This is a genomic window from Streptococcus sp. KHUD_014 (genome assembly GCF_051106275.1).
Taxonomy (GTDB): Bacteria; Bacillota; Bacilli; order Lactobacillales; family Streptococcaceae; genus Streptococcus.
Genome location: NZ_CP193666.1, coordinates 854,061 through 865,666, shown reverse-complemented (window position 1 = coordinate 865,666; position 11,606 = coordinate 854,061). Strand labels below are relative to the sequence as shown.

Sequence of the window (11,606 nt, the reverse complement as noted above, 5' to 3'; positions counted from 1 at the left end):
TTATTTTTGAAAAGATTGAAAACATATATCAACTTATTTTCAGCGTTTTCAAATTTTATTTTGAGGGAATTTAGTTTATTTGAGCATATTTCTTGACTTTTTTTAAAAAATAAATTGTGAAAACGCTGACTTTATGATATTCTATTTACATGGGAATAAAATATAAATCTTTACATCACTTTCATGATAGAATTTACAACTATTTCCAATTGACTTGAAAGGAGTTGGTTTTTTGCCTCTTAGTTCATCTTCTGAACGACTAATGGGAACTACGATTACCATTTCCTTAGTACACGAGCAGGCTGATAGTCTTCTCCGTCAAGCTTTTGATTTGCTAAAGGAGCTTGAATTTCGCTTCAACGCCAATAGTTCTGAATCGGAATTGATGGAAATCAACCATCAGGCTGGAATAGCTCCAGTCAAGGTTCACCCTGATTTATTTGAACTGATTTCCTTAGGTTTAGACCATAGTCTAGCGCCTGGAAGTCATCTCAATATCAGTATCGGTCCCTTGGTTCAAACCTGGCGTATTGGTTTTTCCGATGCGAAAGTTGCTAGTCCTGAAGAAATTGCTTCCGTTTTACCATTGATAGACCCTCGCTTGATCAAACTCGATTCAATGAATTCAACTGTTTTCCTTGAAAAAAAGGGAATGAAAATTGATTTGGGTTGTTTAGCAAAGGGGTATAGCGCAGATAAGGTTGCAACTTTCTTAAAAGAAAATGGCGTCACTTCTGCTCTTATCAATCTCGGAGGAAACATCCTCACCATTGGAAACAACCAAGCAAAAAATGGTCAACCTTGGCAAATCGGTATTCAAGACCCTAATCATCCACGTGGTAATCACCTGATGACCTTATCTATTACTGGAAAGTCAGTTGTTACTTCAGGAATCTATGAAAGGCATCTTGAAATTGATGGTAAGGACTATCATCACATTTTCGATAGTGAAACTGGCTATCCTATTGAAACGGATTTAGCAAGTTTGACCATTATATCAAATCGATCTGTCGACGGCGAGATATGGACTACACGATTGTTTGGTAAACGTAGCGCATCAATCATGTGGCAAGTCGAAAATATTGATGGTATCGAAGCCATCCTCATTGACAAAGATGGACGCATCGCTTGTTCATCTGGTATCCAACGGTAATTAATTAATAATGCAAAAGAGAAAGGAAAGCCCATGCTTAAACTTATTGCTATTGTAGGAACTAACTCTAAACGTTCCACAAACCGCCAACTGCTTCAATATATGCAAAAACACTTTGCTGATAAAGCAGAAATCGAATTGGTCGAAATTAAAGATCTTCCAGTTTTCAACAAACCAGCCGACAAACAAATCCCGGCTGAGGCTATGGAAATCGTAGCTAAAATCGAAGCGGCTGATGGTGTTATTATCGGTACTCCAGAATATGACCACTCAATTCCAGCTGTACTTATGAGCGCCCTTGCTTGGATTTCTTACGGAGTATTCCCACTTTTGAATAAACCAGTCATGATTACTGGTGCTTCATATGGTACTCTTGGTTCTTCACGTGCTCAATTGCAACTTCGTCAAATTTTGAATGCGCCAGAGATTAAAGCGACAGTTCTACCTGACGAATTCTTGCTTTCTCATTCTCTTCAAGCATTTGATAAGAATGGTGACTTGGTAGATCTTGATGTTATTAATAAATTAGATGCCATCTTTGATGACTTCCGTATCTTTGTCAAGATTACTGAAAAATTGCGTAGCGCGCAAGAATTGCTTCGCAAAGATGCTGAAGAATTTGACTGGGAAAACTTGTAAGATAGGAGACAAAATAGAATGAAATTTGTTGGACTTGTTGGATCAAACTACGATCAATCATATAACCGCAAACTCTTGGAATTCATCCGTCGTAACTTCAAACTAAAATTTGAATTAGAAGTTCTTGAAATTGATGAAGTTCCAATGTTTAATCAAGATGAAAAATGGGATGAAAGCTTCCAATTACGTCTTCTTTACAACAAAATCACTCGTGCTGATGGTGTCATTATTGCTACTCCAGAGCACAACCACACTATTTCTGCTTCACTTAAGTCAGTCCTTGAATGGCTTTCATACGAAGTTCATCCATTCGAAAACAAACCAGTTATGATTGTGGGTGCTTCATACTACGATCAAGGAACTTCACGTGCTCAAGTTCACCTTCGTAAAATTCTTGATGCACCAGGAGTAAATGCCTACACATTACCAGGTAATGAATTCCTTCTTGGAAAAGCCAAAGAAGCTTTTGATGCAAACGGAAATATTATTAACGAAGGAACTGTTAAATTCCTTGAAACTTGCTTAGATAACTTTGTCAAATACGTGGGAGTCGTTTCTAAATTGAAAAAACCAAAACCAATTGAACCAGAAGACTTGGATTGTGGAAAACCAATCGCTACAACTATTACAGAAGTTGACCCTGATGATCCAGAATGGGTAGAAAAAGTTGCAGAAATTACAGGCGCTGTGTCTGGTGATACATACGTTAAACTTGACCATGGTATCCTTACAGTTAACCAAATTGATATGTTCTTGAAAGCTATGCCATTTGAACTGACATATGCTGACGATAACAACCAATTCCTCTACTACAACAATGCTCACCAAGATCCTGATACAATGTTTGCAAAACGTGTACCATCTCAATCTGGTAGCCGTATGTCAACAGTTCATGGATCACTTCCACCTGCACGTATGAAAAATGTTGAGTGGGTTATTGGAACTCTTAGAAACGGTAACCAAGAATACGTACGTACAATTGTTCCAGGTTCACCTGCAGGTGTTATCAATACTCACAACTACCAAGCTATGTACTATCCTGATGGATCATATGCTGGTATCAATGAAATTGTCTTTAACTTCCAACCATGGCTTGACTGGTACTTGAAAGAAACTGGTCAACGTTTGGTAGGCGGTAGCGGACCTTTTGCTCCTGCTGCTGGAGGTCACGGAGATGCCGATGCTACTTCTGGTGCTTCTGACTCAGCTGACGGAGACCATGGAGATGCCGATGCTACTTCTGGGGCAAGTAACTAAAATCTAATACTAAAGGAACCTCTCTTGGTTCCTTTTTTTTAAAACAAATACTCGGTTAGCATAGGCTAACCGAGTATTTAATTTATTCAACTTATGAATTTGGATCGTCAAGACTACGACCATGCAAACCCTTTTCACGTTGTACCTGACGAAGTTTTTCAGGAGTCACATCATTTCCATCTTCATCGACAATTTTGATTCCTTCAATGTGGTGACGTACTGAACGACGATAGCCTTCGATATATTCCTCACGAAGTTTAGCTTGTTCTACTTTTTCTTCTGCAGTCAAGCCTTCTGTTTTTTTCTTTTTCGCAAGCTCATTAATACGAGCGATTTTTTCTGGTGTCATATTTGGACCTCCAATCTACTTTTCAATTACTATTTTGTATTAAGAAGGTTAAAAGCAGCCACTGTTTTTGCTTTATTGACAAGTTCAGCTAGAATAGCCAAACGATTATTCTTAACATCAACATCATCTGCCATAACCATGGTATTGTCAAAGAATGCATCAATAACTGGACTAAGAGCAAATAGTTGTGTTAATTTATCGTTAGCTGAGCCCTTCAATTCTAGATTTTCTACTGCTTGAGCTAGTTCTTTTTCCTGTTCATTTTCAAAGAGACTTGAATCAACTTTAACCGAACCTTCTGCTTTTTCCGCTAGGTTAAAGGCACGAGATAATGATTCAACAGCTGGTTTGTAGTCACTATTTAGAGATGCTTCTTTCAGTGCTTCTGCTGCTTCAATCATATCTGCAACAACAAAGTTTGAACTTGCAAGAACAGCTTCCTTAATATCTTTCGCAGTAGAACCCATCATCTTATCAACACGAGCTTTGATGAAGTTAAGCACTTCTTCTTGGTTATCGTAAGTTAAACTATCAAACGATAAAGCATAAAGACTCGCAATCAACTCGTCCATTGGAATATTCCATCCAAAGTCCTCTAAGATTCGAACAATCCCTTGTGTTGCACGACGAAGGGCATAAGGGTCGTTTGAACCAGATGGAATCAAACCAACAGAGAAGAAAGATAAGAGAGTATCTAATTTATCGGCTAATGCAAGTATTGCTCCAACTTTAGATTCAGGAAGAGCTCCGTCTGCTGAGTCTGGAAGGTAGTGTTCACGGATTGCTTGTGCCACTGCAGCATTTTCATCTGCAAGAAGCGCATACTTCTCACCCATGATCCCTTGAAGCTCATCAAATTCACCAACCATACCAGTCAAGAGGTCAAACTTATAAATAGCAGCAGCACGAGCAAGATCAATAGTTTCATCAACTGATAAACCTGCTTTTTCTGCCAAAAGGATAGCAATTTGTCCAGTACGAATCATGTGTTCACGTAATGAACCAATCTTTTCATGGAAGGTTACGTGTGATAATTTAGCTACAAGATCTTCAATCTTCAATTTTTGGTCTTCACGCCAGAAAAATTCACCATCTTCAAGACGCGCAACTAAGACTTTCTCATTTCCTCGGATGACATTATCCAGATACTCTGCATTTCCGTTACGAACAGAAATAAAGTTTGGTTTTAGATTTCCATCAAGGTCACGAACTACAAAGTAGCGTTGATGAGTCTCCATTGAAGTGACCAAAACCTCTTCTGGAACCTCTAGGTACTTAGGATCAAAATTCCCCATGAAGGCAGTTGGGTATTCAACCAAATTCAGAACTTCATTCAAGAGTCCTTCATCAATTTGTACCTGAACACCTTCTTCAGCTTCAATAACCTTAATTTGCTCACGAATCATATTTTCGCGTTCAGTGCTATCAGCAATAACATAAACTTTGCGCAGGTCTTCTTCATAGCTGTCAGCATGCTGAATTTCTACTTCGTGACCAAGGAAACGATGTCCACGGCTAACTCTTCCTGAATGAATATCTAAGAAATCCATATCGAGTGCCACATCATCCAAAAGAACTGTCAACGTATGGACTGGACGAATATACTCAAAGGTATTGTTTGCCCAGTGCATACTTACTGGGAAGCTTAAGCTAGCCAATACTTCTGGAATTCCAGCCAAAACTTCCTCAGCTGGTTTTCCAGCCTCATGCTTAGTTACGTAGACATATTCTTCACCTTTGATTTCACGAAATTCGATATCATCTACAGTCAAGCCTTTACCACGGACAAAGCCTTGCGCTGCTTTAGAGAAATTTCCTTCTGCATCCAAAGCAATTTTTTTAGAAGGTCCTTTAAAATCTTCAGTCAAATCCGTTTGTTGGTCTGCCAAACCAAGTACGCGAACAGCCAAACGACGTGGAGTTGAGAAGGTTTGAATTCCTTCGTATGAAAGACGGTTATTATCCAAGAAGGCTGCCATTTTTTCACCTAGTTGTTTTTCACTTGGTGTGACAACGTAGGCAGGTAACTCTTCGAGTCCTAGTTCTACTAATAAGTTTTTTGTCATGTTTTTTCCTTTACAAAATTTCTTCTTTTTGATAGGCACCTTAGGTACTGGGGACGTTGCTAACTAACTTTGTGAGTCTGTGGGGAAATCTTCTGTCTTCTTGACAAAGATCTCCAACAATCTCATCAAAGTGGATTTCGGCAACTGATTTTTGAACCTAAAGCTTCAAAAATCCCCAGATACCAGTACGGCGATACCTATCCCTTTAGCAAGTCTTCGACTTGCCTATGGGTGCCATACGGGCTCACTCTGTTCACCCTTTTTCTATTCTTGTAACTGTTTTTATTCTTCCTCTTCTGCTAGGAGTTTTGCGCGTGTAGCTTCGTCAAGAAGTGGGTATCCAAGTTTTTTGCGTTCTGCTACGAATGTTTTAGCTACGACACGGGCTAAGTTACGGATACGGGCGATATAACCAGCACGTTCTGTAACTGAGACTGCTCCACGAGCATCAAGCAAGTTGAAGGTATGTGAACATTTCAAAACGTAGTCGTAGGCTGGATGCACAAGACCTAGTTCTAATGCACGTCCAGCTTCTTTTTCAAATTTTTCGAAGTTTTCAAGAAGCATGTCTTGATCTGAAACTTCAAAGCTGTATTTTGAATGCTCATATTCAGGTTGAAGGAAAATTTCTCCGTATTTAACACCAGGAGCCCACTCGATATCGTAAACTGAGTCTACCTCTTGAATGTAAGAAGCTAAACGTTCCAAACCATAAGTAACCTCAGCAGTAACAGGACCAGTTGCCAAGCCACCGACTTGTTGGAAGTAAGTGAATTGAGTGATTTCCATACCATCAAGCCAAACTTCCCATCCAAGGCCAGCTGAACCAGTTGATGGGTTTTCCCAGTTATCTTCAACGAAACGAATATCGTGTTCCAAAGGATTGATTCCCAATTTTTCCAAAGACTCAAGGTAAAGCTCTTGGATATTTGATGGAGATGGTTTCATAACTACTTGGAATTGGTGGTGTTGGTAGAGACGATTTGGGTTTTCTCCGTAACGACCGTCTGCTGGACGACGAGAAGGCTCTACATAGGCTGCGTTCCATGGTTCAGGACCAATAGCACGAAGGAAAGTGTAAGGACTCATAGTTCCCGCACCCTTTTCGTTATCATAAGCCTGCATAAGCATACAACCCTGATCATTCCAAAATTGTTGCAAAGTAAGGATGATTTCCTGGAAAGTCAATTTTTTAGACATGTTTTACTCCTTTTTTATAAATTACTTGCGACACGAGTCTGCCTCGTCGATCATACGAGGCAAGACGAGTTAGTACTGCATCTAGCTCAGGCACTCTAGTGCTGAGCGTGGGGCAGCCCGACTGTAAGGAGGTCTCTGCCACTGACGCAGTGGAAGGTTAGTTTTTTAGACATTATTTACTCCTTTTTTATCTAATTTCTTGCGACCTAGAATACAAAAAGAACCGTGTCTTTGCTCCTAAGTCAAGTGACCTAGGGGCGTCAGAAACGCGGTTCCACCCTAATTTATTACTTCATTGTTTTTGAAAATACTACAGAAAGCGCCACACTTATCTCTCAATCACCTGACTCTCACTACCACAGGCTCGCTTAGGATTTACTGATAAGATATTCTTTCTTGTCGTCTATTATAACAAAAAGGAATGAAAAAGTAAAATTATTTTATCACTACTACTATATTTCTCTCAGGATTAAATCTTACTGATCTTTCCAATTCTTTAGAATATTATAAATATCATTCACCGATGGTATTCCTAAAACTAACAGTACAAACTGTAATGACACAAAACAAACAATTGCTATAAGAAGAGTTGATAAAAATACACAATGATAATTTATAGACGAAATGGTATTCTACTTTCTGGAAGCATTTCTAAATGATTCTTCGTTATTATGGAAAAATTTCTCTTTCTTGCGACTGAAAAATTACTTACAGAATAGACAACAATCGGATATCCATCTTTTGCGATAGTTTTTTTCAATAAGAAAATTTCTTCATCCCTTGTACGCAGATGATAAGCCCCATTTTCTTGAACGATTTTAATTCTATTCATCCAGTTTTCTTCATATACCGATTTTGACTGAAGGACCAGTCTTAATGATTTCTGCAAAAAGTTTTTAACTTAGAGTTTTTCTAGTTTAAACATTTATCATTAGCAAAACTAAACCTTCCAAAAGAAGTTCTGTTCACTCACTAAAACCTTAGAGACTTGAATATCTTGGCACACAATGTCAATTAACATACTTGATAAAGTAATTGTAGCTTGTATCATATTATTTTTCGCTTCAATAAGTCTAATGTCATGTACAGTGTGAGACATGAGATTTTCAAAAGGAATATCTCTCATATTGAAATTTCTTGTACCAGTCTCACTTTCCCAACATGTCCAACCAGCGTCCGTCTCATAGTTTACCTTAAAGCAACGGTAGAAAACAATCTCCCAGCAATACTGATCCGATTGTCCATTTTCAACTTCAATATAGAGTCTACATTCATCTCCAAAAAATGAAGCTCTAAAGTCTAATGCATAGGCGTCCCAGTAGTTCGTACCCTCAATCTCTTCCTCTAGTTTTAAAATATCCACTAGTCCCTCCCCTTCAATTTTTTTAATTAAAATCTAATAAAAAAATGTATACATTTATAGAATAAACGAGAAACGCTTGCTAATTCATTACATTTCTAGTTAAATTCATGATGCAATTTAATCTCTCTCCTATAGTCTTTTGAAAAAATTCTAGGCAAATGATTTCTAAAATGCTTTAGATTTTCCAATTGAGTTTTAACATAAAATTGACATCGATGGAGCCCCTCGTCATTATCTGCCACTTCCATATCCACTTCAATATTTAACTCTTCTCTTACATTAATAGGTGCAAAAGTGAAAACAAAATAGCCACTTCCATCAACCCTATCATCTCCAAAAATGATCTTTCTTGCTAGATTAGGATTTTCTATATAATCATCCATGTCCAGTAATACCTTCGTCATCTCATCTTCAAAGAGATAGCATACTTGATAAATTGTTAGAAACTTTGTTTCACAAGTAAGCCTAACTTCACAAAAATTTTCCGATTCATCGAACCACTCACTTCGTAGTACTATATTATCCAATTTCTTCCCTCCTCTACACAATGACATATAACACATCACTCTATATTATAAAATTTAACAATAAAAATATGACCATAGATAGGTGATTCAGCGTTTAGCATTTAAACAAATGGTTTCCATGATAGTTTAATAAGTCAGATTTTATTTACGGTTGTATTCAAAATGATGACATTTCAAAAATCTACAAAATCAGTTTATTTTTTTTACACCTTAGAGTTATATGAAATAATAAAAATCGGAGTTTCAATAATTTGAATGGTACATTGGATTTAAAAAATTTTTAGAAAATCCTTCTTCAGATACTTTTTACAACCACGTTTTGACTTTTCTCGAGTGCGAATCTAAAACAAGTTAACATGACTTCAAATAAATCACTGCCTGAACTAGTTATGAAATATTGTGATAAATTTGTGATATGGGAAGCAATATGATTACCCCAAGGAGGAGTGGCTGACAAATCTTCAAAATCCCAGATGATGTCGTGAGGTGTAAATTTTTTCAACTCTTCTTGAATAGATAACAATTCTGCTATTCCACTCTCAATATCTTCCAAAGGAATATCGCCAAAATAAAGTTTATTCATGATAACTGGGTACTTACTTCCCCAGTCATTATTCTCTAACAGAACATAAATAGTCGAAAAGAATGAATTAAAAAAGCTCCCTTCTCCTACTGTCCACCAATTATAACCTACCATTAAGCCTACAGACATAAAATCCACCTCCAAATTATTCTTAAATATTAATTCTACATCAACAGATGTCCTATCATTGTTAATAAAATCATCTGTCTACTGAAGATTAGCAAATGTTATCCCCTTTTTTCTATCTATTATGCACTATCTCTAGCAAATTGTCTTTCCAATCTTTATGGTCGAGATCAAACTTTTATACATCTATGCTTTAATTGTCAATATCCTATTCAATCTTTAATTTCCTTTGATTTCCTACAGGAGCATTTTCACAGATAAGTAAGATTATTGATTACTTTGGTCGTGTCTGACTAATTTATCTCTTAAACTTCCTCTAATATTCTTAACTGTAACCAATGGCATCGTACTAGTAATTTTAAAGATTAGATGGAATTTTTTACTTAGATTTTAAAACTATCTGATATTCCTTTAAATCCCAGAAAGAGATATTGGCGAACATCATTAAAAATAATAAAAACGGAGTTATTCCTAATATAATAAAAGAATCAACTTCATCTGTTACCACAATAGTATAAACAGACCACAAGAGCAGAAATAAGAGGATGAAATAACCCATTATTTTACCAACTGCCATTTTCCAGTTAGCAGGGGACATTTTGACAAACACATAGGGTCGACCTTCATAGTCGAATGAAAGTCTTTTTTTATGAGAATATTGAAATCTAAACCCCAACACAAAGAATAAGATTATAAATAATAAACCGAATTTCGATACTGCTGCTACATTTGGAAGTTCAGGTAATAAAACCTTAACTAAATACCTCCTTAATAGTGTCGTACCGGAAATAATACATAAAGTTACTCCTACAAACTGATACGGTTTTATATCAGAATAGGTTGAAGAAAGCAACGTCTTATATTCTTCAGGCTCTATACAATAACATTTATGAGCTCTAAAAAAAGCAAACAATGGAAAGAAAAGCAATAAAATACTAGCATCACAATCCAATAAGTAGTACTTGCTATTCCATTCAAAAACACGATATCTTACATTTTTATACAAGCTGTTTATAATTACCAACTGCACTTTTACCTCCGTCCTAAGCGCTTTTTAGGATCAAACAATGAAGCAGTTACATTATCTATTTTGTTTCCCAGCCAATCAAGTCCGTCATCAAGGCAAGTAATATTGTGACTATATTTTACAATAGTTACCACATCATCTATCATAGCCAAAACAAAATCTTATCGACTGATGTTCTTTAAATTATAAACGACTATCAGTCTATCTTCCTATCTATCATTATTGAGCATAATCCCTACTTTTTTAGCTCAATAGATTCACTAGCCATCTATTCTTTTTAGGAGAAATTCAATAAAATCGCTAGCATAGTATTCTCCATCTCTAAAAACTGCTAACTCATTGGTCAAACTTTCCTGTTTTTGAAAATAAAACATGCCATCTTCCCCTTCACAGATGACTAATTGTTCAGAGTTACTAAACCCTTCTTCTCGGTTCAGTTCATTTATGTATACGATATCCCCGCCTACAACACTATCAAAATCTAATCCATAGATACTGAAAATTTCTTCTCCGTAAATTTCTCCACCCATGTAGTTTTTAAGCCACCATTTATAGGTTTTAGGAAAAATAAAATGTAATCTTTCCTCAGCTTTTGTAATCCATTCATCAGAAATCCCCTCTCCAAATGGTCCAAAGTCCACACCCTTGGTAGAAGCAATCTTCTTTTTCAGTTCATCAATCATAATCCACCTATATTTATTTAAATTTTTTGAACTATTAGCGTTTGTCCAACTTGTCTAGCTATTATCTTCTTCACAGAAATGTTTATATTTCTATCATATCAAACAATTAGTATTAATCTAGTAGATATACATTGAATGTTTTTCTTTTTCCATCAACTATATATCTTTCAAAATCTTCTTCCCACCATGAAACTGTATCAGATAATATTTCTAAAAAAGTATTTTTAGAGTTTTCATCCTTGATAAAAAGATCATTTGAATTGTTAAGAAAAATATTAATTTTCTCTGGATGTATATAATTAGAACGCTGGAGTCGATCAGATAATGCATCCCAATTACCATCTTGGAGATCATTAATATTAAAACTGTTCGCTAATATCTCTATCGCATCTCTTTCACTTTGTACTTTTTTTCCATCAATATTTAGATTGAAATCATTAGAGCACTTAACCATTAAATAGTTTTTCTCTAACTTTGTTATTCTTCTATAAAGATTCACTTAAAGTTCTTCTCCTAAACTGTTTAAAAAGTTTTTTTCAAATTCATACTAGTATCACTTTTTTATCCAGCACTCCGCAACTCTAGTAGTTCTTGTTGGTCTTTCTCCATCCCCATTCAAGCATTACTTTATAC

General features: G+C 36.2%; 13 protein-coding genes. 3 read left to right on the top strand and 10 right to left on the bottom strand.

What is annotated here, in order from left to right; genetic code table 11:
- Positions 1 to 232: 232 nt before the first annotated feature.
- Genes ACORHT_RS04185 through ACORHT_RS04175 form a run of 3 tightly spaced genes read left to right on the top strand, consistent with a single transcriptional unit; the run spans position 233 to position 3,049 of the window.
- Positions 233 to 1,153 carry an FAD:protein FMN transferase gene (locus ACORHT_RS04185; RefSeq protein ID WP_434350717.1) on the top strand — a complete coding sequence of 307 codons (921 nt, stop codon included), beginning with the start codon at positions 233 to 235 and terminating at the stop codon, positions 1,151 to 1,153.
- Positions 1,154 to 1,186: 33 nt separating this feature from the next.
- Entirely contained in the window at positions 1,187 to 1,792 is a 606-nt protein-coding gene (locus ACORHT_RS04180) for an NADPH-dependent FMN reductase (protein ID WP_075229439.1), read from the top strand.
- A gap of 18 nt (positions 1,793 to 1,810) precedes the next feature.
- A complete protein-coding gene (locus ACORHT_RS04175) occupies positions 1,811 to 3,049 on the top strand; it encodes an NAD(P)H-dependent oxidoreductase (RefSeq protein ID WP_434350716.1) in 1,239 nt (412 codons plus the stop codon).
- A 91-nt stretch (positions 3,050 to 3,140) separates the two neighbouring features.
- On the opposite strand, the gene ACORHT_RS04170 is transcribed toward ACORHT_RS04175, so the two are convergent.
- The 10 genes from ACORHT_RS04170 to ACORHT_RS04125 form a co-directional block, all read right to left on the bottom strand.
- Positions 3,141 to 3,398: a DUF896 family protein gene (locus ACORHT_RS04170; RefSeq protein WP_000187071.1), complete on the bottom strand. Its 258-nt coding sequence runs from the start codon at positions 3,396 to 3,398 to the stop codon at positions 3,141 to 3,143.
- A gap of 29 nt (positions 3,399 to 3,427) precedes the next feature.
- On the bottom strand, positions 3,428 to 5,464 hold the full coding sequence (gene glyS / locus ACORHT_RS04165; RefSeq protein WP_434350715.1) for a glycine--tRNA ligase subunit beta: 2,037 nt from the start codon (positions 5,462 to 5,464) through the stop codon (positions 3,428 to 3,430).
- Between the two features lie 282 nt (positions 5,465 to 5,746).
- The gene (glyQ, locus tag ACORHT_RS04160) at positions 5,747 to 6,664 is read right to left on the bottom strand and encodes a glycine--tRNA ligase subunit alpha (RefSeq protein WP_414321687.1); all 918 of its coding nucleotides are present in this window, start codon (positions 6,662 to 6,664) and stop codon (positions 5,747 to 5,749) included.
- A gap of 613 nt (positions 6,665 to 7,277) precedes the next feature.
- Positions 7,278 to 7,496: a hypothetical protein gene (locus ACORHT_RS04155; protein WP_434350714.1), complete on the bottom strand. Its 219-nt coding sequence runs from the start codon at positions 7,494 to 7,496 to the stop codon at positions 7,278 to 7,280.
- Positions 7,497 to 7,604: 108 nt separating this feature from the next.
- Complete coding sequence (locus ACORHT_RS04150; protein ID WP_434350713.1) at positions 7,605 to 8,027, bottom strand: hypothetical protein; 423 nt, start codon at positions 8,025 to 8,027, stop codon at positions 7,605 to 7,607.
- A gap of 95 nt (positions 8,028 to 8,122) precedes the next feature.
- Positions 8,123 to 8,554 (bottom strand): hypothetical protein, encoded by a 432-nt coding sequence (locus tag ACORHT_RS04145; protein ID WP_434350712.1) that lies wholly within the window; start codon positions 8,552 to 8,554, stop codon positions 8,123 to 8,125.
- A 295-nt stretch (positions 8,555 to 8,849) separates the two neighbouring features.
- Complete coding sequence (locus ACORHT_RS04140; protein ID WP_434350711.1) at positions 8,850 to 9,266, bottom strand: Imm70 family immunity protein; 417 nt, start codon at positions 9,264 to 9,266, stop codon at positions 8,850 to 8,852.
- A gap of 376 nt (positions 9,267 to 9,642) precedes the next feature.
- A complete protein-coding gene (locus ACORHT_RS04135) occupies positions 9,643 to 10,293 on the bottom strand; it encodes a DUF443 family protein (protein WP_434350710.1) in 651 nt (216 codons plus the stop codon).
- 257 nt (positions 10,294 to 10,550) lie between these two features.
- On the bottom strand, positions 10,551 to 10,973 hold the full coding sequence (locus tag ACORHT_RS04130; RefSeq protein ID WP_434350709.1) for an SMI1/KNR4 family protein: 423 nt from the start codon (positions 10,971 to 10,973) through the stop codon (positions 10,551 to 10,553).
- Between the two features lie 112 nt (positions 10,974 to 11,085).
- On the bottom strand, positions 11,086 to 11,472 hold the full coding sequence (locus ACORHT_RS04125) for a barstar family protein (RefSeq protein WP_434350708.1): 387 nt from the start codon (positions 11,470 to 11,472) through the stop codon (positions 11,086 to 11,088).
- Positions 11,473 to 11,606 lie beyond the last annotated feature (134 nt).

Coding starts and splice junctions, on each gene's coding strand:
- ACORHT_RS04180 (WP_075229439.1), top strand. CDS start 1,187: ATGCTTAAACTTATTGCTATTGTAGGAACTAACTCTAAACGTTCCACA.
- ACORHT_RS04175 (WP_434350716.1), top strand. CDS start 1,811: ATGAAATTTGTTGGACTTGTTGGATCAAACTACGATCAATCATATAAC.
- ACORHT_RS04170 (WP_000187071.1), bottom strand. CDS start 3,398: ATGACACCAGAAAAAATCGCTCGTATTAATGAGCTTGCGAAAAAGAAA.
- glyS (WP_434350715.1), bottom strand. CDS start 5,464: ATGACAAAAAACTTATTAGTAGAACTAGGACTCGAAGAGTTACCTGCC.
- glyQ (WP_414321687.1), bottom strand. CDS start 6,664: ATGTCTAAAAAATTGACTTTCCAGGAAATCATCCTTACTTTGCAACAA.
- ACORHT_RS04155 (WP_434350714.1), bottom strand. CDS start 7,496: ATGAATAGAATTAAAATCGTTCAAGAAAATGGGGCTTATCATCTGCGT.
- ACORHT_RS04140 (WP_434350711.1), bottom strand. CDS start 9,266: ATGTCTGTAGGCTTAATGGTAGGTTATAATTGGTGGACAGTAGGAGAA.
- ACORHT_RS04130 (WP_434350709.1), bottom strand. CDS start 10,973: ATGATTGATGAACTGAAAAAGAAGATTGCTTCTACCAAGGGTGTGGAC.